Annotated in this window: 20 protein-coding genes and 1 pseudogene; 9 read left to right on the top strand and 12 right to left on the bottom strand. The window is 74.3% G+C overall.

Annotation, left to right across the window (positions count from 1 at the left end; genetic code table 11):
- Nucleotides 1–3 precede the first annotated feature (3 nt).
- Complete coding sequence (locus IPL61_25250) at nt 4–753, bottom strand: UMP kinase (protein ID MBK9034533.1); 750 nt, start codon at nt 751–753, stop codon at nt 4–6.
- An 89-nt stretch (nt 754–842) separates the two neighbouring features.
- On the opposite strand from IPL61_25250, the gene IPL61_25245 reads away from it, so the two are divergent.
- Nucleotides 843–1,250 carry a hypothetical protein gene (locus IPL61_25245; GenBank protein MBK9034532.1) on the top strand — a complete coding sequence of 136 codons (408 nt, stop codon included), beginning with the start codon at nt 843–845 and terminating at the stop codon, nt 1,248–1,250.
- A gap of 103 nt (nt 1,251–1,353) precedes the next feature.
- Here IPL61_25245 and IPL61_25240 read toward each other — a convergent pair whose 3' ends face one another.
- From IPL61_25240 to rpsB, 3 genes are all read right to left on the bottom strand, one after another.
- Entirely contained in the window at nt 1,354–2,652 is a 1,299-nt protein-coding gene (locus IPL61_25240) for a hypothetical protein (protein ID MBK9034531.1), read from the bottom strand.
- A 694-nt stretch (nt 2,653–3,346) separates the two neighbouring features.
- Nucleotides 3,347–4,003, bottom strand: a complete 657-nt coding sequence (gene tsf, locus IPL61_25235) for a translation elongation factor Ts (GenBank protein ID MBK9034530.1) — start codon at nt 4,001–4,003, stop codon at nt 3,347–3,349.
- 175 nt (nt 4,004–4,178) lie between these two features.
- Complete coding sequence (gene rpsB / locus IPL61_25230; protein ID MBK9034529.1) at nt 4,179–5,078, bottom strand: 30S ribosomal protein S2; 900 nt, start codon at nt 5,076–5,078, stop codon at nt 4,179–4,181.
- A gap of 248 nt (nt 5,079–5,326) precedes the next feature.
- Here rpsB and IPL61_25225 point away from each other — a divergent pair, with 248 nt between their 5' ends.
- Nucleotides 5,327–5,812 (top strand): hypothetical protein, encoded by a 486-nt coding sequence (locus IPL61_25225; GenBank protein ID MBK9034528.1) that lies wholly within the window; start codon nt 5,327–5,329, stop codon nt 5,810–5,812.
- On the top strand, nt 5,796–5,981 hold the full coding sequence (locus IPL61_25220) for a hypothetical protein (GenBank protein MBK9034527.1): 186 nt from the start codon (nt 5,796–5,798) through the stop codon (nt 5,979–5,981). Before IPL61_25225 ends, IPL61_25220 begins: the two co-directional genes overlap by 17 nt.
- Here IPL61_25220 and IPL61_25215 read toward each other — a convergent pair.
- A complete protein-coding gene (locus IPL61_25215; protein MBK9034526.1) occupies nt 5,942–6,433 on the bottom strand; it encodes a TlpA family protein disulfide reductase in 492 nt (163 codons plus the stop codon). The genes IPL61_25220 and IPL61_25215 overlap by 40 nt on opposite strands.
- Nucleotides 6,434–6,686: 253 nt before the next feature.
- On the opposite strand from IPL61_25215, the gene IPL61_25210 reads away from it, so the two are divergent.
- A complete protein-coding gene (locus tag IPL61_25210; GenBank protein ID MBK9034525.1) occupies nt 6,687–7,229 on the top strand; it encodes a hypothetical protein in 543 nt (180 codons plus the stop codon).
- Between the two features lie 115 nt (nt 7,230–7,344).
- On the opposite strand, the gene tesB is transcribed toward IPL61_25210, so the two are convergent.
- The 3 genes from tesB to IPL61_25195 all read right to left on the bottom strand — a co-directional run bounded on the left by tesB (nt 7,345) and on the right by IPL61_25195 (nt 10,934).
- Nucleotides 7,345–8,232 carry an acyl-CoA thioesterase II gene (tesB, locus tag IPL61_25205; GenBank protein ID MBK9034524.1) on the bottom strand — a complete coding sequence of 296 codons (888 nt, stop codon included), beginning with the start codon at nt 8,230–8,232 and terminating at the stop codon, nt 7,345–7,347.
- 70 nt (nt 8,233–8,302) lie between these two features.
- The gene (locus tag IPL61_25200; protein MBK9034523.1) at nt 8,303–9,076 is read right to left on the bottom strand and encodes a hypothetical protein; all 774 of its coding nucleotides are present in this window, start codon (nt 9,074–9,076) and stop codon (nt 8,303–8,305) included.
- A gap of 139 nt (nt 9,077–9,215) precedes the next feature.
- The gene (locus IPL61_25195) at nt 9,216–10,934 is read right to left on the bottom strand and encodes a DEAD/DEAH box helicase (GenBank protein MBK9034522.1); all 1,719 of its coding nucleotides are present in this window, start codon (nt 10,932–10,934) and stop codon (nt 9,216–9,218) included.
- 120 nt (nt 10,935–11,054) lie between these two features.
- Here IPL61_25195 and IPL61_25190 point away from each other — a divergent pair, with 120 nt between their 5' ends.
- On the top strand, nt 11,055–11,522 hold the full coding sequence (locus tag IPL61_25190; protein ID MBK9034521.1) for a GNAT family N-acetyltransferase: 468 nt from the start codon (nt 11,055–11,057) through the stop codon (nt 11,520–11,522).
- Nucleotides 11,523–11,554: 32 nt separating this feature from the next.
- On the opposite strand, the gene IPL61_25185 is transcribed toward IPL61_25190, so the two are convergent.
- Together IPL61_25185 and IPL61_25180 are read right to left on the bottom strand one after the other, a co-directional pair.
- Entirely contained in the window at nt 11,555–14,296 is a 2,742-nt protein-coding gene (locus IPL61_25185) for a carboxypeptidase regulatory-like domain-containing protein (GenBank protein ID MBK9034520.1), read from the bottom strand.
- Complete coding sequence (locus IPL61_25180) at nt 14,293–16,014, bottom strand: hypothetical protein (GenBank protein MBK9034519.1); 1,722 nt, start codon at nt 16,012–16,014, stop codon at nt 14,293–14,295. The genes IPL61_25185 and IPL61_25180 overlap by 4 nt, the downstream gene beginning before the upstream one ends.
- Nucleotides 16,015–16,212: 198 nt before the next feature.
- Between IPL61_25180 and IPL61_25175 the strand changes: the two are divergent.
- Nucleotides 16,213–16,845, top strand: a pseudogene (locus IPL61_25175) (DUF4157 domain-containing protein).
- 1,371 nt (nt 16,846–18,216) lie between these two features.
- Entirely contained in the window at nt 18,217–19,692 is a 1,476-nt protein-coding gene (locus tag IPL61_25170) for a serine/threonine protein kinase (protein MBK9034518.1), read from the top strand.
- A gap of 113 nt (nt 19,693–19,805) precedes the next feature.
- Here IPL61_25170 and IPL61_25165 read toward each other — a convergent pair whose 3' ends face one another.
- Nucleotides 19,806–21,080: a sigma 54-interacting transcriptional regulator gene (locus IPL61_25165; GenBank protein ID MBK9034517.1), complete on the bottom strand. Its 1,275-nt coding sequence runs from the start codon at nt 21,078–21,080 to the stop codon at nt 19,806–19,808.
- A gap of 171 nt (nt 21,081–21,251) precedes the next feature.
- Nucleotides 21,252–21,758 (bottom strand): hypothetical protein, encoded by a 507-nt coding sequence (locus IPL61_25160; GenBank protein ID MBK9034516.1) that lies wholly within the window; start codon nt 21,756–21,758, stop codon nt 21,252–21,254.
- 154 nt (nt 21,759–21,912) lie between these two features.
- Between IPL61_25160 and IPL61_25155 the strand changes: the two genes are divergently transcribed.
- Nucleotides 21,913–22,521 carry a TetR family transcriptional regulator gene (locus IPL61_25155; GenBank protein ID MBK9034515.1) on the top strand — a complete coding sequence of 203 codons (609 nt, stop codon included), beginning with the start codon at nt 21,913–21,915 and terminating at the stop codon, nt 22,519–22,521.
- Nucleotides 22,503–22,823: a DUF962 domain-containing protein gene (locus IPL61_25150; GenBank protein ID MBK9034514.1), complete on the top strand. Its 321-nt coding sequence runs from the start codon at nt 22,503–22,505 to the stop codon at nt 22,821–22,823. The genes IPL61_25155 and IPL61_25150 overlap by 19 nt, the downstream gene beginning before the upstream one ends.
- Nucleotides 22,824–22,829: the final 6 nt, after the last annotated feature.

Genomic DNA, 22,829 nt, shown 5'->3' with positions numbered 1-22,829 from the left:
AGGTTACGCGAAACGCGAGCCCTCGACGTCCTTGACGATGCGGGTGCCCACGGCCTCGCCGCACACGACCCGCTGGATGTTGCCGGGCTTGGTCAGGTCGAAGACGTTCATCGGCATCTCGTTGTCGCGGCACAGCGCGAACGCGGTCGCGTCCATCACGCCGAGATCGTTCTTGAGCGCGTCGGTGAACGTGACCTGCGCGTAGCGGCGCGCGTCGGCGTGCTTGCGCGGGTCCTTGTCGTAGACGCCGTCGACCTTGGTGGCCTTGAGCAGGATCTCGGCGCCGATCTCCATCGCCCGGAGCGCCGCGGCGGTGTCGGTGGTGAAGAACGGGTTGCCGGTGCCGGCGCCGAAGATGACGACGCGGCCCTTCTCGAGGTGGCGCATCGCGCGCCGCCGGATGTACGGCTCGGCCAGCTGCGACATCGGGATCGCCGACTGCACGCGCGTGGGCACGCCGGCGCGCTCGATCGCGTCCTGCAGCGAGACCGCGTTCATCACGGTCGCGAGCATGCCGACGTAGTCGGCCGAGGCGCGATCCATGCCCTTGCTCGACTCGGTCAGGCCCCGGAAGATGTTGCCGCCGCCGACGACCACGGCCAGCTGGACGCCGAGCTTGGCGGTCTCGGCGACCTCGGTCGCGATGGTCCGGATGGTCTCCGGCGAGATGCCGTAGCCCTGGTCGCCCATCAGCGCCTCGCCCGAGAGCTTGAGGAGCACGCGCTTGTAGGCCGGTCGCGCCGCGTCGGTCATGTGCGCGCGAACTTACAGGTGTGACGGGCGCTTGCCTAGGGCCCGCGGTTCCTCGGTCGCCTCGGCGCCGGGAGTGCTACGCTCATGGGATGGAGCAGCGCGACACCCTCGTCGATCCGCAGATCCGTCGTGAGGTCGAGGCCCCGCGCGTCGACGCCCGACGCCCGATGCTGCTGATCGCGATCATCACGTCGGCCGCGATGGCCGGCGCCACCGCGATGGCGCTGATGATGTCGGGCCGCGGGGCGCCGCCGCCCCCCACGCCGGCGGCGATGGTGGCCCCGCCCGACGCGCCGAGGTCATGCCCAGGGCGCCACGGCCACGATCACCCTGCGCCACCGGCACCGCCGGCACCGCCCGCGCCGCCCGCGCCGCCCGCGCCGCCGGCGCCCGCCGTCGAGGAGGTGCACGGGCATCCGTGCGTGAGCTACCACCAGCGCGGCGTCGGCAGCGACGACGCGCCCGGCCGCACCGACTGCTTCCACCCGACGCCCTGAGGTCGTCGGATGAGCGCCCGCGTCCGCCTGGTCGGCGCGCTGGCGCTCGGCGCGGCCCTGACCAGCGTCGGGGACGCGCGCGCCGGTGCTGATCGCGCGCGGGTCAGCGCTCGACCCGGGCGGTGAGCGCCACCAGCACCTGCCCGCCGAGGGTCGCGACCGGTGCGCGATCACCGTCGAGGCGCGCGTACGGCGACACGCCCAGCTCGCCGTAGACGTCGAGGCGGAGCGCGTCGGTGAGCGGCCGGCCCGCGGTCGCCGACGCGCCGAGCGCGCGCCCGACGGAGCTGCCGGCGTCGCGGGTCCAGGTCCGGGTGCGGGTCGCGAACGGCGCCAGCGCCACGGTGGTCTTGCCGATCGCGCCGTCGAGCCGCGCGCTGGCGCGCTCCTCGGCCGCGACGTTGCTGTCGAAGGTCGGGTAGACCGCGCGGCCGACCGACGCGCTGGCCGACCACCCGCCGTGGCGGACGCCGAGGGTGGCCTGGCCGACCGGGATGATGAGCTCGGGCAGGCCGGCGCCATCGATCGTCTCGGCCCAGCCGTCGACGACCTCGCCGTCGACCTTGGTCTCGCTCGACGCCGACAGCGTGCCGCCGGTCATGCCCCAGCCGCCGTGGGCCGACGCGAACCAGCTGCCGCCGTCGAGCGACGCGCGCAGCGGCGCGAACGTGCTGGCGACGCCGCCGTGATCGTCGGTGCCCGACTTGAGCCCGCTGGCGCCGACGGCCAGCACCTCGAGCTTGGCGTCGAGCGCGGCGCCCGCGTAGTGGTACCAGTAGAACGTCACGTCGAGATCGAGCTGCGTGATCGCGCGCGCGCCGAGGTCGTCGTGCTGCGCGATCGTGCCGTGGCCGATCGTCACCATCGCGATCGCGTGGCGGTGCCGGATGTCGTTCCTCCAGAGCTCGCCGACGCCGACCACGATGCGCTCGTAGTCGGCGTCGTAGCGGCGCCGCCAGATCGACTGCCGGCGATCGAGCGCCGGGGCCACGCCGAGCTCGTGCACGCCGCTCATCTCGAACGTCATGAGCACGCGCGACAGGCACAGGCCCCACTGCGCGCTGGCGACCGCGCGCTGCTCCTCGAGCGGGCGCACCCGGCCCTGGACCGAGCCGCTGACCACATCGCACCCGATGCCCGAGACCGCGGCGGCCGCGCCGACGCCGACGTCGGGGCCGCTGGCGGACCCCGCGGTCACCTGCGCGAACGCGGCGGCGTGCCAGTACGGTCCGGTCGCGTCCTCGGACATCAGGTCGCGCCGCGGCAGTAGATCGAGCTGGGCGGCGCCGACCGCGAGGTCGCCGGGGGCGGCGGTAGCGCCGTGGGCGCTGAGTACGAGAACCAGCAGCGTAGAGATCGTCTTGAGCACGACCGGCCACATTGCAACCATCGGTCCAGCCACCGAACCTATGGTCATGGCCCACAACCGCTCAGGATCACTTGGCTGTGGATGGCGATGCCGGCTGTCAGCCGTCAGGATCTGGTCCAGGTCGCCAAGCCCCTGTCAGCCTCCGCCAAACGTGATCTTCGATGGGGACAGGCTCCTAGGTCTCAACATACTGTAACTAATTTGGTTTTTGGCGCTACCGCGTCAGGATCTCCGCTCGCCGGGAAACCCGATAGATTCCAGATGGTTCAAAGCCGACAGCGGCGGCCCCGGTGACGCAAAAAAGCCCTTTGGTTCCGGATGGTTGAGACCTGCGCAAATCCGCCGCGGTAGGGCTGAATTCGTGAGCGATTCCAGCGGGTTGGGACCCCGGAGCCTGTCCCTAATTCCGCCGCGGTAGGGCTGAATTCGTGAGCGATTCCAGCGGGTTGGGACCCCGGAGCCTGTCCCCAAATCCGCCGCGGTATGGCTGAATTCGTGAGCGATTCTAGCGGGTTGGGACCCCGGAGCCTGTCCCTAATTCCGCCGCGGTAGGGCTGAATTCGTGAGCGATTCCAGCGGGTTGGGACCCCGGAGCCTGTCCCCAAATCCGCCGCGGTAGGGCTGAATTCGTGAGCGATTCCAGCGGGTTGGGACCCAGGAGCCTGTCCCCGAAAACGAGGACGGGCCCGCCGGTGTGGCGAGCCCGTGGGACGTGCGAGGGATGGGATCAGGCGAGGCCGGCGGCCTGCGCGACCTCGGCGGCGAAGTCGGTCTGCTTCTTCTCGAGGCCCTCGCCGAGCTCGAAGCGCGTGAAGCGGCGGACGCGGATGTTCTCGCCGATCTTGGCGACGAGCTCCTGCTGGAGCTGCTCGATCGTCTTGTCGGGGTTCTTCACGAACGGCTGGTCGAGGAGGCAGATCTCCTTGAGCCACTTCGAGAGCTGACCCTCGACCATCTTCTGGGCGATCGCCTCGGGCTTGCCGGTCTCGACCGCCTTGGCGACGAGCACGGCGCGCTCGCGCGCGATCACGTCCTCGGCGACGTCCTCGCGGCGGACGAACTGCGGGCCCATCGCGGCGATCTGCATCGCGACGTCCTTGGTGAACGTGACGAAGTCGTCGTTGCGCGCCACGAAGTCGGTCTCGCAGTTGATCTCGACGAGCACGCCGATGCGGCCGTTGCCGTGGATGTACGACACGACCGCGCCCTCGGTGGCCTCGCGGCCCGCCTTCTTGGCGGCCTTGGCCAGGCCCTTGGCGCGGAGGAAGTCGATGGCCTTCTCCATGTCGGCGGCGCACTCGACGAGCGCCTTCTTGCAGTCGGCCATGCCGGCGCCAGTGCGCTCGCGCAGGTCCTTGATCATCGGGGCGGTCACTTCAGCCATGGCGGTCTCCTGAATAGCGAAGCCGCGACTGTCGCGGCGTCCAGAGTTCGTGCGTTGGGGCCGGCCGCAGCGGTCGCGTCCAGCCGTCGGTCAGCGTGCCGCGCGCGCGGTCCCCGCCGGTCCAGCCCGCGCGGGCAGCCCCGGCGGACCGGGGCGTCCTCGCGCGAACGCGGGCTCAGGGGGTCGTGGTGGTGGGCGGGGCGGGCGGCGCCTCGGGCGAGGGCGACGCCGAGGCCTCGCTGTCGCCGTACATGCGGCCGCCCGACGCCATCTCGACCTTGGGGCCGTCGCCACCCGACGACACGTGGATCACGCGCTCGTCGTTGTGCTCCTCGCGGGCGCCGCGGGTGTGCGCGCGCTCCTTGTGGACCTTGGCGCCGATGACGCACGCGTCGGCGATGCGCGACGTGAACAGCTTGATCGCGCGGATCGCGTCGTCGTTGCCCGGGATGACGTAGTCGATCATGTCCGGGTTGCAGTTGGTGTCGGTGATGCCGACGACCGGGATCTCGAGCTTGCGGGCCTCGTCGACGGCGATGTGCTCCTTGGCCGGATCGATCACGAACACCAGGCCGGGCAGCTTGGTCATCGCCTTGATGCCGCCGAGGGACTTCATCAGCTTGTCGCGGTCGCGGCGGATCTCGATCTGCTCGCGCTTGGTCAGCGCCAGCATCGTGCCGTCCTCTTCCATCTTCTCGAGGTTCTTCAGGCGCTCGAGGGAGCCCTTGACCGTCTTGAAGTTGGTGAGCGTGCCGCCCAGCCAGCGCTGGGTGACGTAGAGCTGACCCGAGCGGGTGGCCTCCTCGACGATGACGTCTTGCGCCTGCTTCTTGGTGCCGACGAACAGCACCAGCTCGCCGCGCGAGGTCGCGTCGACGACCGCGTTGAACGCGGCCTTGAACAGCTTGACCGTGTGGGTCAGGTCGATGATGTGGATGCCGTTGCGCGCGCCGAAGATGTACTGCTTCATCTTCGGGTTCCAGCGGCCGGTGTTGTGGCCGAAGTGAACACCGGCCTCGAGCAGCTGGCGCATCGCGATCGGGGTGGACGACGTGGCGTCTTGCATCGTTTCCATGTGCGTAACCTCTCGTTTCCGTTGGGCCTCCGGCGCTTCAACGGTCCCCTGACACCCGCTCTGCGGGCACGGACGAGGACCTCGGCCACCGTGGGAGTTAAGAGGGCGCGATCTAGCACGCCCCAGCGGCGAAAGGCAAGGCGGCGATGCGACCCACGACCCGGCTAGATTCGTGTCTGATTCCATACGGTTGGGTCAGCGCGCGGGCCGATCTGGTCGAACGCGGCCGCCATCGCTACAGTGACGGCGTGGCGCTCGACCTGATCGCAGAGCTCGAGGGGGTCATCGAGGCGTTCGCGGCGGCTGGGGTCCAGTACGCGCTGTGCGGCGGGCTGGCGGTGGCGATCCACGGGTATCCACGCGCGACGATGGACATCGACGTCTTGGTCGAGCCCGCGCAGCTGGCGCTCGCGCTGGCGACCGCGCGCGGGATCGGCTTCGATATCCCGGCACGATCGATGACTTTCGGCGTACGGACGGGCACCCCGCGTGAGGTCCAGCGTGTCTCCAAGCTCGATGCCCCAACCGGCGCGCTGCTGTCGCTCGATCTGCGGGTGGTCGGTGCGACCTTGGCGGAGCCGTGGCGCACACGCCAGACCGTGGTCTGGCGTGGACGACCCGTCGAGATCGTCTCGCGCGCCGGCCTGATCGTCATGAAGCGGCTCGCGGCCCGACCGCAGGACCTCGCCGACATCGCGGCGCTCGAAGGAGGTGACGATGACGGCGACGCCTGACGCCCCGGCGCCGCGCCAGGTCGAGCTGTCGGCCGACGAGATCGAGGCGCGCCTCGCGCAGGTCGGGGCGCTGTACCAGTTGATGGTGTCGCTGGGCACGGTGACGCGCGCGGGGGACGCGGCGCCCGCTCAGCGGATCGAGGCGATCACGGCGGGCAAGGACGCGTAGTCGGTCTCGCGTGGCTCCTCGAGTCGGAGCCGGACGCGGCCGGCGGCGTCGACGACCAGCACGGTCGGGAGCTTGGTGATCGCCAGCGGCGCGTCCTCGACCGACTGGGTGCGGTCCCGGGCGATCGGGAAGCGCGCGGGGATCTCGGCCAGGAACGCAGTGACCGCGGCGTCGTCCTCGTCGACCGACAGCCCGAGCACCGCGACCGTGGGATCCTCCGCGAGCTGGTTCAGGTGCGGGAACGACTTCCGGCACGGCTTGCAGTAGCTGGCCCACACGTCGATCACCGCGACGGTGCCGAGCGTGTCGGCGCTGCGCCAGGTCCCGCCGTCGCGCAGCGGGTAGCTGAGCGCCGGCAGCGGCGGCGCCTGGGCGGCGGCGACCGCGGTCGGCGCCGGGGTCGGCCGGGCGCACGCGCCCGCGAGGATCGAGATCAGCACCGCCGCGCGCATCGCGCGACCATAGCCGGCGGCGGCGTGATCGGCACGGCGCCGCGGTTGCGCGCCGCGCGAGATCGGCCAAGGTGCCGCGATGCGCGCGCTGGTCTCGGTCGCTGCCCTGGTCGTGTCGATCCCCGCCGCGCCCCGTCGCGCCGAGGCTTGAGGCATCGGCGCGCCCGTCGGTCCGACGGGGTGTGAGGGTCACGCGACGCCGACGACGACGTACTTCGTCAGCGCGGCCGGCGCGGCGTCGGCGACGCGGCTGGTGTTCGAGGGCGACCGCGACTTCGATCTCGATCAGCAGGCGGTGATGGTGTCGGTCGGGCAGGTGCGGCCGTCGCAGCTCAGCCTGCGCGCGTCGATCGGCGCGGTCCTCGACGGCACGATCGCCGGCGCCGGCCGCACCCACGACCTCGGGCCCGGCGTGGTCGGCGCGATCGCCGCGGCGCGGCCGTGGACCTGGGGGCCGTGGTTCGTGCACGGCACGCTGTCGGTGGGCGCGTCGCGCGTGACCACGACCGAGGTCATGGCCGGCGCGCCGACCGAGGGCCTGGTCGCGGTCGACGCGCGGATCGGCGTCAGCGCCGGGCGGCGGTTCGGCCCGGTGATGCCGTACGTGCTCGCGCGCGGGTTCGGCGGCCCGGTGCTCTGGACCGTCGACGGCGCCGGCGTGACCGGCACCGACGCCTACCACGTGCAGCTCGGCGCCGGCGCCAGCGTGACGATCGGCGACGCGTGGTCGGTGATGGTGGACGTGTCGGCGCTCGGCGAGCGGGCCGCGTCGGTGGGCGTGGCCTGGCGCCGCTGACGCGCGCGTGATGGTCGACGTGTCGGCGCTCGGCGAGCGGGCCGCGTCGGTGGGCGTGGCCTGGCGCCGCTGACGCGCGCGTGATGGTCGACGTGTCGGCGCTGAGCCGCGCGCGCTAGCGCCGGTCGCGGATCAGGCCCTCCTGCATCGTCGACGCCACCAGCCGGCCGTCGCGGGTGAACCACCGGCCGTGCGCGAGGCCGCGGCCGCCTTGCGCCGACGGGCTGTCGCAGTCGTAGAGCAGCCAGTCGTCGAAGCGGAACGGGCGGTGGAACCACATCGCGTGATCGAGGCTGGCGACCTGGATGGCCGGGGTCAGCCAGCCGACCGCGTGCGGCTGCAGCGCCGTGCCCAGCAGGTGGAAGTCGGACGCGTAGGCCAGCACCAGCTCGTGGATCGCGCGGCGGTCGGGCAGCGCGCCGTTGGCGCGGAACCAGACCTGCCGGCGGGGCTCGCGGGCGGGCGGGTGCACCGGCGGCAGCGGCGCCACCGGCCGGATCTCGATCGGGCGCTCGGCGACGACGCGCTCGCGGATCGCCGCCGGGATCGCGTCGCGGGCGCCCGCGGGCAGCGCCGCGAGGTAGCGCTCGCCGAGCGCGCGCTCCGACAGCAGCTCGTCGGGGTCGGGCACGTCGGGCATCGGCGCGGCCTGGTGCTCGAAGCCGGGCTCCTCGATCTGGAACGACGCCGCCATGCTGAAGATCGCGCGGCCGTCCTGGACCGCGACGACCCGGCGGGTCGTGAAGCTGTGGCCGTCGCGGATCGGATCGACCGTGAAGACGATCGGCTTGGCGACGTCGCCGGAGCGCAAGAAGTAGCCGTGGAACGAGTGGACCATCCGCTCGGCTGGCACGGTCTGCTCGGCCGCCGACAGCGCCTGGCCCAGGACCTGGCCGCCGAACACCCGGCCCCAGCCGAGGTCCTGGCTCTGGCCGCGGAAGAGGTTCTCTTCGATCCGCTCGAGCTCGAGGCGCGCGATCAGCTCGTCCAGGACGGTCGTCATCGCGGCACTTTCGCCCCCGCGCGGGCGCGGCGCAACCGCCCTGCCGTGGTCGTCCGCGTCGCGGCGGCGATCAGAAGGGTCGCGCGGCCGCGCCGAGCCAGGTCGGGAACCTCGTCGCCTCGAGGGGCTCGAAGCGCCAGGCGCGACCGTCGAGCGTCGCGCGCACGAGCACGCGCGCGATCCGGACCTGGTCGTCGACCAGCACCGGGACGATCAGCGTCGTGCCGTCGGCGACCGGCTGGCGAGCGTCGGCCGACCACAGGACCAGGGGGGTGGCACGGACGGCGCCCTCGGGCGCCATCCGGCCCTGGGCGATCATCCAGGCCGCGGCCGGGGCCACGGCGCCGCCGTAGGCCCGCGACGGCGCGCTCCAGGGCGTGAAGTGCCCGAGCGTCAGCCGCGGGCGGCCGTCGCACGCGTACCAGGTGGTGACGTCGGCCTCGCCGCGCTCGAACGCCACGAACGCGGTGTAGCGGGTGCGCGCGCGCGCCACGCTCGTGAAGCGCTCGAAGCGGCCGAAGCCCTGGACGTCGTCGAACGCGCGCGCGGCGGTGGCGCGGCCGCGATCGAACCGCGCCAGCAGCGCGTCGCGTCGCCCGGTCAGCAGATCGTCGAACAGCGCGCGGGTCGAGGGCGCCATCGCGGTCGGGTCGATGCGCTCCGCGCGGCCCCAGCCCGAGCAGTCGGTGGCCGCGAGCGTGTCCAGCTCGATGCGCGGACGTTCGTCCGAACGCCGGACACCCAGCACCGCGGCGGCGAGCCCGGCCGTGAGCGCGGCGGCGAGCCACACGCCCCGGCGCGCACGTCCCGGTGGAGCGAGGTCATCGGCGATGGCGAACCGCATCCGTCAAGGATAGTCGATCGAGGCGCGGTCCAGGGGACTTCCTGAGGGGCATGGGTCGGGCCCCGCGCGCGCACCGGTGCTGCGCCCGGCGTGGAGCTCACGCACGGCCGGCGCAGCAGTTGGCGGCGACCAACGGTGATCACGCCAGCAGCAGGCGCTCGATCTCGCGCAGGGTCTCGGCGTCGTCGCCGATCATCTCCTTCATGGCCTGGAGCCGGCCCGCGACCACGCGCGCGATCTTGTCCTCGATGGTGCCGTCGGCGTAGGCCCAGTAGACCTGCGCGAACCGGCCGTCGCGGTGGCAGCGGCCCTCGACCTGGGCCATCTGGATCGCCGACCAGCGCAGGTCGTGGATGATCTCGGACCGCGGCACGTCGTTGTGCTCGCCCTGGTGCAGCGAGATGCCCTCCTCGACGGTGAACAGCACGACCCGGGCGTCGCCGCGCTGGAACCGCAGGCGCTCGGCCTCGCGCGCGGCGGCCGGCAGGGCGCCGTGGATCGACGCGCACGGCACCGCGCCCAGGCCGCGCTCGAGCGCCTCGCGCATCGCGGTCAGGCTCTCGATGAACGCGACCGAGATCGCGACCTGGTGGCCGTTGTCGAGCAGCTCGCGCGCCAGCTCGACGGTGCCCTCGGCGCGGATGAGCGAGCTCTTCTGGCGCAGGCGCACCGTCGCCGCCAGCGCCGACTTCGGGTCGCGGCCGCGCGGGGACAGCTCGAGCTCGCGCCGGAACTCGGTCCAGGCCTGCTGGTAGAGGTCGCGGGCCGAGGCGTCGAGCTCGATCGGCGTCAGGATGCGGTTGATCGCCGGCCAGCCGACGATGTCCTCGGGCCGCCGGCGCAGTCCGGCCGGGCCGTGGCCGCGGGCCGGCTCGAACAGCATCGCGCGCACGCGCTCGCAGTCGGCGCGCTCGCCGCGCCACGCCCACTTGCCGTAGCCGCCGCGGGTGACGCCGAGCCCCTGCGCGAGGCACCACTGCTCGAAGTCCTTCAGGTCGGCGGCGCGGGCGCCGGTCGTGCTCGCGAGCAGCGGCGCCAGGTACGACAGCTCGAGCGGGTTCTGGCCCGCGGTCGCCGACAGCCACAGGCAGAAGCCCGCGTTGGCGACCAGCTTGGCGGCGAGCTTCGAGCGCGCCGCCGTGGGGTTCTTGCAGCGGTGGCTCTCGTCCAGGACGATCACGTCGAGCTCGGGCGCGGTGCCGGCCCGGGCCAGGCCCTTCTTGGTGCGGATCTTCTTGCGCGCCGCCGGGCTGACCTCGAACAGCTTGCCCAGCCGCTCGTAGTTGAGGACGACGACGTCCTTGCCGCCGTCGCCCATCGCCTCGATCGTGCGGCGCCAGTGCGCGATCACCGCGAGCGGGCACACGATCAGCACGCTGGTGGCGGCGCGCATCTGCAGGATCGCCGCCCACGCGGTGATGGTCTTGCCCAGGCCGACGTCGTCGGCGAGCAGGAACCCGGGGCGCCGCGCGGTGACGGCGCCGGCGATGGCGGTGACCGCGGTGGCCTGGTGCGCGCGCAGGGTGATCGCGCCGGTCGGCGTCGACGGCGCCGCGCGCTCGCCGCCGTTGAGCTCGCGCTCGACGTGGCGCTCCCACGAGTACGGCTGGGCCGCGAACGGCGCCAGCGCCGCCGGCAGGGTCGCGCCCTGGTAGAGGTGCACGCCGTGGTCGGCGTCCCAGCGCGCGTCGCTGGCGGCCGCGACCGCGCGCATCGCGAACGGGACGTCGAGGACGTGGACCCGGGTGCGCGGCGCGGCGGCGGGCGCAGCCTTGGTCACCACGGGCGCGGACGCGGCGGTCGGGCGGGTGGCGCGCAGCGGGGCCGACACGGTGCGCTTGGCGCGGAGGATGCTCACGCGTCCTGAGATAACACGCGCGATCGGCGCCGGCGTGCGCCACGATCACCGAGCGTCTCAGGAGATCTCGCCAGCGCGATCGCGGCGCGGTCGCGGGCGCCGTGCGACGATCCGGCCGCGATGGACCTCGCGCTGCGCTTCCAACTCGACGATCTGACCGGCGCGGCGATCCGCAGGCTCGTCGCGCAGCACCGCACGCGCATGCACGCGATCTCGCCGCGCGACAGCGTCCACGCGCTCGACGTCGACGCCCTGCGCCAGCCCGACGTGACCTGCTGGTCGGCCTGGGCCGGCGCCGACCTCGCCGGCTGCGGCGCGCTCAAGCAGCTCGACGCCGCGCGCGGCGAGCTGAAGTCGATGCGGGTCGCCGACGCGTTCCTCGGGCGTGGCGTCGGCAAGGCCATCCTCGCGCACCTCATCGCCGCCGCCCGGGCTCGCGGCCTCACGAGCTTGTGGCTCGAGACCGGCACCGGCCCGGCGTTCGCGCCCGCGCACCGCCTGTACGAGGGCGCCGGGTTCGTCCGCTGCGGCCCGTTCACCGGCTACGTCGCCGATCCGTTCAGCGTGTTCATGACCCGGGCGATCTGAGCGCAGCGCGCGCCGCCCGCGGGCGAAGCGCGCTACTCGGCGACGGTGACCGCGACCGCCGGCGCCCAGCGCTTGTCCTCGTCGGTGTAGTACAGGTACGCCGAGCTGGCGGGGGCCTCGTAGGTGCCGGGCACCGCGGCCAGCAGGTTGAGATCGACCTGCTTGTGCGCCGACGGCGGCAGCGCGCGCCAGTACAGGATGACCTCGCGCGGGCCGGTCTCGTAGAAGTCGATCTTGCCCTGGTCGCGCAGCTCCTTGAGCTGCCAGGTCTGGAACACCAGGCCGCCGGGGATGCCGATCCGCGCCAGGGTCATCGGCACCCCGGCGTCGGTCGTGTTGTCGATCTGGGCCCGCAGCGTGACGCCCTCGCCCATGCGGACGTGATCGGCCAGGAGCGTCGTCGCGACCGCGACCTTGGCCGCGGGCGATGACTGCGGCTGGGCCGCGCGGTACGCGATCGCGATCGAGTATGGCAGCGACGCGGCGCTGTCGAGCTTGACCTCGATCGTGTTGGGCCCGGGCCGCAGCGCGCCGGCGAGGTCGTCCCAGACCAGCGCGTCCTTGCGGCCGCGCTCGAACTGGATCGTGCCGGCCGGGCGGCCGTTGACGATCACGGTCGCGGCGCCGTCGGCGGCCATCTGCTTGGACGCCTCGGCGTAGGCGGTCAGCGCCTTGAGGCCGAGGATCGTCGCCTGGGTGTTGCTCCACTCGCCGTAGCCGCCGCGGTTGGCGTTGAGGTAGTCGACGGCGGCGCGGACCTGTGGCTGGTAGGCGTCGCCGGCCTGGAGCATGGCCAGGATCGCCAGCGCGGTGGTCTCGATCGTCAGCGACGCGTCGCCCGACATCGTGATCGACTCCTTGGCGCCGGTGAAGCTGCCGTCGCGCTGCTGCATCGCGGCCAGGCGCTTGACCATCGCCGCGCCGTCAGCGGCGCGCGCGCGCAGGTGCGTGTTGGCGGTGAGCGCGAGCAGGTACGGATCGCGGGTCGTGGCGCCGAGCTCGCGCTGCACCTTCAGCTCTGCGGTCATGCCGTCGGCGCGGCCGGCCTCGGCCAGGGCCCACATGATGTACGCGTTGGTGGTGGCCTCGCCGGCGCGGCCGAACGAGTCGAGCGCGGTGGTCGAGCGGGTGAACCCGCCGTGGCCGTCGCGCCGGCTCATGAGCCAGGCCGCGGTGCGCTCGACCATCGCCGGATCGACGTCGTAGACTCGGGCCATGTCGGCGAACTCCATCAGGCCGTAGGCGGTGAGCGCCTCGTGGCCGGGCGTCTGCCCGAACCACTCGTAGCCGCGCTGCTTGGTCTCGTAGCCGGTGAGGAGGCCGTAGCCGCGGTCGAGCACCGCCTGCGAACGCTCGACCAGCGCCGGGTCGGCGTCGTCGGACGACGCCAGGTACGCCAGCACCATCACGTTGGGGTAGTTGCTCGACGAGGTCTGCTCGAAGCAGCCGCCGGGCTCGCGGATCATGCCCTCCATGCCCTTGGTCATCGACGCCAGCGCCGAGGGGTACATCGTGACCGTGGCGGTGATCGAGCCCGGCAGCGCGCCGGTCAGATCGAGCTGCGCCCGGGCGGTGTGGCCGCCGCTGGCGGTGCCGGCGGCCGAGACCTCGAACGGGAAGCCGCGCGGCACGACCCGGATGGTCTTGCGCACCTCGTCGGCGAGGCCGCGCGCGGTGACCGCGAGCGCGACCTCGGCGTCGCCGCCGGTGGCGACGACCTCGAGCGCGAAGAACATCGACCTCTTCTCGCCGGCGCGGAGGTGGATCGGGGTGGTGGCGGCGGCGCCGGTGAGCTTGAACGCGCTGCCGAACCGGGTCGCGAGCGTGGCGTCGAGCGCGGCCTCGGTCTGGTTGGTGAGCGTGATCGGCAAGCGGATGCGATCGCCGGCGGTGACCTCGACCGGCAGGTGCGCGTCGAGCGTGAGCGGCAGCTTCGACTGCAGCGCGACCTGGCCGGCGCCGGGCGTGCCGTCGGTGGCGAAGCCCTCGGCCGTGGCCCGGAACGCGGTGACCGCGTCGGAGGTGACGAACGTGACCTCGGCCTCGCCGCGGGCGTCGGTCGTGACGGTCGGGTTCCAGTAGATGGTCTCGCGGAAGTCGGTGCGCGGGCCGTCGTAGGCCGCGGTGTACTGCGGCACCGGGAACACGCGCACCGGCGCGAAGCCGCCGCCGTCCTGGGCGATCAGCACGTCGTCGAGATCGCGGCCGCGGTCGGCGGCGACGCGGCGGTTCGCCTGCTTGCCGATCGGCGCCCGCGCATCGTCGAGCCGGACCACCCGCGGCGGTGGCGGCGGCGGCCGCGGCGGGGCCGCGGCGCGCATCTCCTCGGCGGGCGCGGCCCGATCGCGCGGCGCCGGGGCGCGGGCCGGCGCGACCATCGGCGGGGCGCCGCCGGCGCCGGCCATCGGCGCGGGTGCCATCGGCGCCATCGTCACCTCGGGCGCCGGCGGTCGCATCGAGATCATCACGCTGGCGATCGCGTCGTCGGCGACGGTCACGGTCAGGGCGACGGTCGCGAAGCCGGCGCCCTGACCGGAGACGGTGCAGGTGCCGGCTGGCAGGCCGGTGACGCTGAAGCCGCCGCCGCGGTCGAGGGTCGCGGTCTTCTTGACCGCGCCGCAGGTGATCGTGACGCGGACGCCGGCGGCCAGCGGCGCGCCGCTGCCGTCGACGACGACGCCCTCGATCGCGCCCGGGCCGGCGGCGAGGACGGCCGCGGGGGCGGCGAGCAGCGCGCCGAGCGCGAGCAGGGCGTGGCGAGGAAGTCGGGTCATGGCGTGCCTCCCAGCGCCGCGGTGATCGGGCGCCACTCGAACCGTCGGTAGCCGCGGGTCGCGAGCAGCGCGTCCATCGCCGCCGCGGCCTCGGGCTGGTCGCTGAAGTAGAAGTTCGGCTCCTCGATCGGCTCGGCGCCGGTCGCGCCGAGCTCGGGCTCGAGGTACATGCGCGCCAGGATGCGCGCCGACTTGTCGTCGGCGAACGCCAGCACGGTCTCGTCGACGACCGCGACCGCGACCGAGGCCGCCACCGGCTTGCCGGCGGCGTCGGTGGTCTTGACCCGCAGCTTGACCGGCTCGCGCGGCGTGTACGTGGGCTTGTCGGCGGTCAGCTCGACCCGCAGGTCGGCGCCGCGGTTGTGATAGACGAGGCGCTCGGCCAGCGGCGCGCGATCGCTCGAGAACAGGGTCACGCGCACGACGCCCTGGCCCTGGGCCTTGGGGTCGGCGGGGATCTCGACCACGGTCGGCTGGCCGGCGGCGACGTCGAAGCCGCCGCTGCCGAGCCGGCGCTCGCGCATGACCGCGACGACCTCGAGGTGGCGCGCGGTGTCGCACAGCGCCGCGACGCGGACGACGTCGGGCGTGGTCGGATCGACGCTGCGGATCACGCAGCCGCCGGGCTGCGCCGCCGGGACCGGGTAGCGCGCGGTGATGCCGGCCGGTCGCGTGATCACGACCTGGTAGCGGCGGTCGGTCTCGGGCGTGAGCTCGAACCGGCCGAGGCCGTCGTGGATCGACGTGAACTCGGCGACGACGCGGCCGCGGTCGTCGACGACCTGGCCCTCGACGTCGGCCGGCTTGCCGATCAGCGTCCGGGCCATGACGTAGACCCGGCCCGGCAGGCCGTCGATCAGGTCGCCGCCCTCGGGGAACAGCCCGAGCTGCAGGCTGGTCATGACGATCGGGATCCGCTTCTGGATCGACTCGGTGACGCCGCCGTCCTCGGCCAGGATCGTCAGCAGGCCGTCGCCGCGGGCCATCGTCGTCGGGAGCGTGAAGCGCGCCGTGGTCTTGCCGTCGCGGTTGGTCGTGAGCGCGAGGCGCTGGACCTCGACGTCGTCGATCGTGACGATGCCGGTGAGCGCGCGGTCGGCGAACGGCTCGCCGGTGGCCTGCTTGATCTCGATCGCGGCGGCGACGGCGTCCCCGGCGCCGTAGGCCTTGCGCAGGAGCTCGAGCGTCTTCTGCAGCCGCGGCGCCTCGTAGGTGTTGATGATGAGCTTGCGCTCGTCGGTGGTGCCGTCGGCGGCGGTGAGCTTGAGCGTGTACTCGCCGCCCTCGAGGGTCTCGGCCAGCGCGACGTCGTTGCGGGCGACGCCGTGCTGGACCAACACGAGCTTGGTCGCGACGATCGCGCCGCGCGGCGACACCAGCTGCACCGTGGTCGCCAGCGCCGGCCCCGCCAGCATGGTGCCGGTGGTGCGCAGATCGGCGCGGAACCAGATCGTCTCGCCCGGCTGGTACAGCGGCTTGTCGGTCTGGAGGTAGCCGCGCCGGGTCGCGGCCCGCTCGTAGTAGCTGGCGATGGCGGCGTCGAGCCCGGCGGCGCCGGCGGTGAGCGGCGCCGGCGTCAGCGCCGCGAGCTGGTGGTCGGTCGGGGTCGTGGCGATCGAGATCGGTGCGCTGCGGGCGGGGGGCGATGACGATGTCACCGTGCCCCCGCCGGCGCAGCCGATCGCGACCGCCAGCATGAGCGGCGGGAGGTTCCTCATGCCGCCCATGGACGCGCTGGGTGCGCGATGGATCTTCCAAGGATCGCGCGGGCGCTGGTGTCGCGGCGGCGCGTGCTCATGATGAGCACGGCGGCGACGCCGCGGCGCGGATTGAGCATCAGCGGGTCGGCGCGCGCAGCCAAGTCCACGAGATCTGGGCGCGGCCGCCGTGGCACGCGCGCTGCTGTTGTTCGGGGCATGAGCACCTACGACGAGGGTCTACGGCACGACGACCAGCGCGACCGCGCGACCGCCGACGGCGCCCGCCGGCGGTCGGCGCCCGGCAAGGCGACCTTGACCTCCCGGCTGGGGCCGTCGCTGCAGTCGATCGCTCGGGCGGTCGCCGCCGAGCTCGGTGGCGGTGCGTCCGGCCCCGCGGTCCAGGCCCGGGCCGACGTCGCGGCGCGCGGCGCCAGCGCGCCCGAGGTCCACGCGGCAGCGGCGGCGGGCGTCGCCGGGGCCGGCGGGCCGCTGCCGTTCCTCGATCAGATCCAGCGGGCCTTCGGTCACCACGACGTGTCCGGCGTGCGCGCCCACGTCGGCGGCGCGGCGGCCGAGGCCTCGGCCGCGATCGGCGCCCGCGCCTACGCGACCGGCGACGAGGTCGCGTTCGCCGCCACGCCCGATCTGCACCTGGCCGCGCACGAGGCCGCGCACGTGGTCCAGCAGCGCGGCGGCGTGCGCCTGGCGGGCGGCGTCGGCCAGCTCGGCGACGCCTACGAGCGGCACGCCGACGCGGTCGCCGACGCGGTGGTGCGCGGCGAGTCGGCGCAGGAGCTGCTCGGCACGATGGCCCACCGCGGCGCGGCCGGCGGACCGGCGGTGCAGCGCGATCCTCCGCGCGGCGGCGACGGCGCCACCGCGACCACGCCCGACGCTCAGCCGGGCAGCCCCGGCACCAGCGGCGCCACCGGCGCTGGCCCCGCCGCCACGACCACGCCGACCGAGTGGTTCGTCGACTACGACCGCGTCTACCTCGGGCAGAGCCGGCCGGCGACGCCGCGCTCGAGCTCGTCGGTGCTGCACGTGCGCGCGATGACGATCACGCCCACCGACGCCAGCGTCGCGCCGGGCCGCTTCGCGGGCTGGGACCTGACCGACGCGGGGCCGGTGCGCGCCGGCAGCTACGCTCACCCGCGCGAGGGCGACGGCGTCGTCGCGATGACCTACAGCTTCCACCGCCAGGGCGGACGGCGCAGCGTCCAGGTCGTGCTCGAGGGCTCGAGCGGGCCCGCGGCCCGGCAGGCGATCCGCGCCGCCGGCCAGCAGGCAGGTGTGCTCCGCCACATCCAGCAACAGATCGAGAATCCCGACGAGCTGGTCGACGACGCCGACGTTACGGCGATGCTGCCGCCGCCGGTGGCGGCCGCGGGCGTGACCGCGCGTCTGTCGGCGCCGGCGCTGGCCGCGGGCTTGCCCGAGCAGCACGTCGGGCACGCGCGTTACCCGGCCCCGGGCGCGAGCGCGCGCCGGTACACGGTCTACGCCGAGATCCCCACGACCCAGGCCGCGGTGACGCTGGCCGATCGACGCCTCGGGCGCTCGGGGCGCGAGCGCGAGGACACCCAGACGCAAGGCACCACCACGGAGCAGCAGCAGGGCTCCACCACGACCGACACCCAGACGACCACCGACCAGCACCACCAGCGCTACTCGACCCAGGTCACCCGCGAGCGCGAGCAGCTGATCGAGCGCGTGCTCGAGGCCGGCGTCGAGGCCGGCGTCGAGGGCAGCGGCGAGGTCCGCGGGGGCGGCTCGCTGACCGGGCAGCTCCCGCTCGGGCCGCTGCTGGCCGCCGCGGTGCCCGAGCTGGCGTTGCTCCTGGCCGGGCTCGAGGCGACCGTGAGCGGCACCGTCGAGGCGGGGCTCACGCTCGGGCTGCGCGGCCACCTCAACGGCAGCCTCACCCAGACCCAGCGCGACCAGCTCCGCACCGCGCTGCGGACCGTGGTCGAGTCGGGCTTCGAGCGGATCTGGACCACGACCCTGGAGTCGACGGTGAGCCACTCCCAGCAAGGCACCGAGGGCACGAGCGGCCAGCTGGGCGCGCGCGACACCAGCAGCGCCAGCGACGAGCACGAGCGCGCGCGCGGCGTCGCGACCCAGCGCGAGGACACCAGCGGGCTCGGCCGGATCCGCGTCGAATGACACCGCGGCGACCGCGGCATGGCGGGCGCGCGCCGGCGCGCGTACGATCGCCGCGTGGGCTCCCAGGGGCCAGACCTCGATCCGACCGTGCCGGCGGCGGCCGCGCGTGACCGGGCGCAGCCGGCCGGCGGCGACGCCGACCGGTACGCGCTGCTCGAGAAGCTCGGCGAGGGCGGGATGGGTGTGGTCTGGGTCGCCCGCGACCGCGTGCTCGATCGCAACGTCGCGCTCAAGCTGCTGCACGACGACTTGCTGGGCGCCGCGCACCAGGAGCGGCTGGCGACCGAGGCCCGCGCGATGGCGCGGCTGGCGCACCCCAACGTGGTCGCGGTCCACGACGCGGGCGTGCGCGACGGCCGCGCGTACCTGGCGATGGAGCTGGTGGCAGGCCAGCCGCTGTCGCGCTGGCTCGAGCGCGCGCGGGCCTGGCCCGAGGTGGTCGCGGTGTTCCGCGACGTCGCCGCCGGGCTGGTCGCGGCCCACGCCGCCGGCATCGTCCACCGCGACGTCAAGCCGAGCAACATCCTGGTCGGCGACGACGGGCGCGCGCGCATCGCCGACTTCGGCGTCGCGCACGTCAGCACCGTGCCGCCCGCGGCCGGGGCCCCGGCGACGATCTCGACCGCGACCGGCGGCGTGATCGGGACACCGGTGTTCATGGCGCCGGAGTGCCTGGCCGGGGAGCCGGCCGGGCCCCGCAGCGATCAGTTCGGCTTCTGCGCCGCGCTGTACGAGGCGCTGCACGGCCAGCGCGCGTACCCGGGCGAGACCCTCGCCGCGATGATGTTCGCGATCGCCCGCGGGGCGCCGGCGCCCGTGCGCCCGGTGCCGGCGTGGCTGCACGCGATCTGCGCGCGCGGGCTCGCGGCGGATCCAGACGAGCGGTTCGCGTCGCTGGCGGCGGTGCGCGACGCGCTGCGCGGGCCGGCGCCGCCTCGTCGGCGCCGCCTCGTCGGCGTCGGCGTCGGCGTCGCGGCGCTCGCGCTGGTCGCGGTCGTGGTCGGGCGCGGCGGTCGCCGGGCAGCCGCGCCGACGCGGGCCCCGGCCGTCGACGATCGCGCGCTGGCCGCAGCCCCCGCGCCAGACGCCGGCGTGGCCGCGGTCGCGCCCGTCGAGGTGCCGAGCGACGCGACGGTCGTCGACGCGATGGTCGCCGACGTCGCCGCGGACATCGACGCGCGCGCGCCGCCCGGGTCCGCGCCGCGGCGGGCCGCGGTGGGTCCGCCGCCCGGGATGGATCGCGCCGCGGTGGCGGCGCGCTATCACGAGCTCCATGGCGCGGCGCTGGCGGCGTTCCATCGGGGCGACGCCCGCCGCGCGCTGGCCGGCGCCGAGCAGGCGATCCCGTGGGCGCAGGGCGATCCCGACGCGCGCAACCTGGCCGCGATCGCGGCCTGTCACGTGGGCGACGCCGCCCGCGCGCGCAGGCACCTGGCGTCGATCCCGCAGGGCGAGATGCGCGCGCAGATCATCGGGATCTGCCGCGACCACGACCTCGAGCTGAGCGGCGAGGCCGCGCCGCCGCGCTGACCGCCGCGCGCTCACCTGCGCCGCGCGCTCACCTGCGCCGCCGCGCTCACCCGCGCCGCCGCGCTGACCGCCGCGCGCTCACCTGCGCCGCGCGCTCACCTGCGCCGCCGCGCTCACCCGCGCCGTGGCCGGGGGATCGCGAGCTCGGCCAGGCGCTTGACCAGCGTCCGCCGCGGCATGCCGAGCATCGCCGCGGCGCGGCTCTGGTTGCCGGCGCAGGCGGCGAGCGCGTCGACGATGCGCTCGCGCTCGTCGGTGGTCGGCGGGCTCACCGGCGGCGCCGCCGCGGCCAGCGCGGGGCCCCCGCGCAGCTCGAGGTGCGCAGGCTCGACGGTGTCGTCGGGCGCCATCAGCGCGGCCCGCTCCATCGCGCTGCGGAGCTCGCGCACGTTGCCAGGCCACGGGTGCCGGCGCAGCTGATCGAGCGCCGCCGCCGACAGCCGCAGCGTCGGTCGGTCGAGCGCCGCCGCGGCCCGCGCCAGCCACGCCGACGCCAGCGGCTCGATCTCCGCGGGGCGCGCGCGCAGCGGCGGCACCACCAGCACGACACCGGCGATCCGGAAGTACAGGTCGCTGCGGAAGCGCCCGGCCGCGATCTCGGCCTCGAGGTCGCGGTTGGTCGCCGCGACGACGCGCACGTCGACGGTGCGCGGCGCGGTCGCGCCGACCGGCGTCACCGCGCCGTGCTCGAGCACGCGCAGCAGCTTGGCCTGCACCAGCAGCGGCAGCTCGCCGACCTCGTCGAGCAGCACGGTGCCGCCGTGGCCCGCCTCGAGCAGACCCACGCGGCTGCGGTCGGCGCCGGTGAACGCGCCCTTCTCGTGGCCGAAGATCTCGCTCTCGACCAGCGCCTCGGGCAGGGCCGCGCAGTTGATCCGGATCAGCGGCCCGGCCGCGCGCGGCGACGCGCGGTGGAGCAGCTCGGCGAGCACCTCCTTGCCGGTGCCGGTCTCGCCGGTGATCAGCACCGGGATCCGCCCGCGCGCGACCCGGGTCGCCAGCTCGTGCAGGCGCACCATCGCGGGATCCCGGAGCACGACGTCGCCGGCGATCGGCGCGACCGGCCCCGACGGCTTGGGCGGGCGTGGCGCCGCGGTCGCGGAGGTCAGGCGCGCCCGATCCTGGATCACCACCGCTACCTCGCCGACGATCAGCACCTCGTCGCAGCCCAGCGGGACCCGGCGGTGCGCGGGCAGGCGCACGCCCCGCAGCGACGTGCCGTTGGTGCCGCCGAGGTCCTCGGCCTCGAGCCCGCTGGCGAGCCACAGGCGCAGGTGGCGGCGCGAGATCGACGGATGGTCGATCCGGATCGGTGCGTCGACCGCGCGGCCGAGCTCGACCGAGCCGGTCGCCGGCAGCTCGTGGACCGCGACCGTCTCGCCGGCCATGATCACCAGCGTCCGGCGCCCGTGCGGGCGCGTCGCCTGGACCGGCAACGTGCTGGCGTCGTTCCCCACGGCGGCTCGACGCTAGCACGCGCGGCGCGTTGTCACGGCCGCGCGACGCTAGCGCGCGCGGCGCGTTGTCACGGGATCGCCGGCGGCGCGCGCGGTCCTCGGTCAGACGCGGATGCCGCCGGTCGGGAACAGCTCGGCCTGGCGGGTCAAGACGACGCCGCGTCGCGCGAGGGCCTCGCGGATCGCGGTGGTCGCGGTGCCGAGCACGGTGTCACCGCCCTCGACGTGGCTGCCGTCGGCGAGGACGATGCGCACCGAGTGCTCATCGCCATGCGGCGGGCCGCCGTAGGTCGCGTAGTGGACGCGCCGGGTCACGAGGCCGACCGCCACGATCTCGTCGGCGCGCGTGCGCAGCACCCGCTCGGCTGGCGCCTCGCGCGGCTTGTACACGACCGCCTTGCCGAACCAGACGAACGCGACCACCAGCGCGACCAGCGTCGCGAGGGCGATCGCCAGCGGTACCTTGGTCAGGAAGTCGCGCTCGAGCAGGTGCGCGGACCCGAGCAGCGCGGCGGCGACGCCGGCGCAGGTCAGCGCGCCCGCGACGACGTCGTAGGTGAACTGCCGATCCAAGCGCGTGCGCCCCTGGCCCTTGTGAGCGAGCAGCACGAATGGAGGTAAGACGAGGGGGGCGGAGGAGGTCTTTGCCGGCACCATTCTAGGTGCTTATCATATGAACTTGACCTCTGGTTCATATTTGTGATTGTCTCGGTGCATGGACGCCGCGCCGACCCGAAACCGCGTGCCCTCGCAAGGGCGGGCGGTGCGTACCCGGGCCGCGCTCGTGGCGGCGGCGGCGGCGGAGTTCGCGGAGGCTGGGTATGCGGCCGCGACCGCGCGCAGCATCGCGGCGCGGGCGGCGGCGGCGACCGGGAGCTTCTACCAGTACTTCACCTGCAAGGACGAGGTGCTGCGCGAGCTGGCCGGCGCGCGCCAGGACGCGCTGATCGACCGCGCGCTGGGGCTGGTCGAGGCCGGCGAGGCGCAGCTGGCGCCCGACGTGCGCGCCCGGCTGCGCGCGGTGATCGACGCGGTGATCGACTACCACGCGGCCGACGCCGGGCTGCACGCGGTCATCACCGAGCGCCGCCACGCGGATCCTGGCCTCGACGCGCTGATCACCGCGGGCGAGCGCCGGCTGCTCGAGCGCATCGCCGCGGTGCTCGGTCGCTGGGGGCACGCCGGTGACCCGACCGCGACCGCCTTCATCTTGCTCGCCACGCTCGAGGGCGCCGTGCACGCGCACGTCCTCGGGCACCCGGTGGTCGACGACCGCCGCTTCGTCGACGCGCTCGCGGAGGCGTTGCTCCGCATCGCGCTGCCATCCTCGCCGCTGCCCCCGGAGAACCTGTCATGGCCCTCGTCAACCTGAACGCCGAATGGTCCGAGCTGATGGATCGCTACCAGGCCGATCACCAGCACCCCGTCAACCAGGCCTGCCACTCGATCGGCATCCCGATGATCGCGGCGTCGCTGCCGATCGGCGCGACCGTGATCGGCCTGCCGCTGGCGATCCCGCTGTTCACCGTCGGCTGGACCTTCCAGTTCGTCGGCCACGCCTTCGAGGGCAAGAAGCCGTCGTTCGTCGACGATCGACGCCAGCTCGTGACCGGGCTCCTGTGGTGGACCGAGAAGGTCGGCCTCGGCCTGGTCGCGCGCGCCGCGCGCGCCTGAGCTCCG

It is taken from the genome of Myxococcales bacterium, from assembly GCA_016717005.1.
Lineage (GTDB): Bacteria > Myxococcota_A > Polyangia > Haliangiales > Haliangiaceae > UBA2376.
The sequence above is the reverse complement of the archived record's forward strand: the minus strand, read 5'-3'. Positions and strand labels throughout refer to the sequence as shown.

Excerpts from the sequence above, each read along its gene's own strand:
- IPL61_25250 (MBK9034533.1), bottom strand. The coding sequence starts at position 753 with ATGACCGACGCGGCGCGACCGGCCTACAAGCGCGTGCTCCTCAAGCTC.
- IPL61_25245 (MBK9034532.1), top strand. The coding sequence starts at position 843 with ATGGAGCAGCGCGACACCCTCGTCGATCCGCAGATCCGTCGTGAGGTC.
- tsf (MBK9034530.1), bottom strand. The coding sequence starts at position 4,003 with ATGGCTGAAGTGACCGCCCCGATGATCAAGGACCTGCGCGAGCGCACT.
- rpsB (MBK9034529.1), bottom strand. The coding sequence starts at position 5,078 with ATGGAAACGATGCAAGACGCCACGTCGTCCACCCCGATCGCGATGCGC.
- IPL61_25220 (MBK9034527.1), top strand. The coding sequence starts at position 5,796 with ATGACGGCGACGCCTGACGCCCCGGCGCCGCGCCAGGTCGAGCTGTCG.
- IPL61_25215 (MBK9034526.1), bottom strand. The coding sequence starts at position 6,433 with ATGCGCGCGGCGGTGCTGATCTCGATCCTCGCGGGCGCGTGCGCCCGG.
- tesB (MBK9034524.1), bottom strand. The coding sequence starts at position 8,232 with ATGACGACCGTCCTGGACGAGCTGATCGCGCGCCTCGAGCTCGAGCGG.
- IPL61_25200 (MBK9034523.1), bottom strand. The coding sequence starts at position 9,076 with ATGCGGTTCGCCATCGCCGATGACCTCGCTCCACCGGGACGTGCGCGC.
- IPL61_25190 (MBK9034521.1), top strand. The coding sequence starts at position 11,055 with ATGGACCTCGCGCTGCGCTTCCAACTCGACGATCTGACCGGCGCGGCG.
- IPL61_25185 (MBK9034520.1), bottom strand. The coding sequence starts at position 14,296 with ATGACCCGACTTCCTCGCCACGCCCTGCTCGCGCTCGGCGCGCTGCTC.
- IPL61_25180 (MBK9034519.1), bottom strand. The coding sequence starts at position 16,014 with ATGAGGAACCTCCCGCCGCTCATGCTGGCGGTCGCGATCGGCTGCGCC.
- IPL61_25165 (MBK9034517.1), bottom strand. The coding sequence starts at position 21,080 with ATGGCCGGCGAGACGGTCGCGGTCCACGAGCTGCCGGCGACCGGCTCG.
- IPL61_25150 (MBK9034514.1), top strand. The coding sequence starts at position 22,503 with ATGGCCCTCGTCAACCTGAACGCCGAATGGTCCGAGCTGATGGATCGC.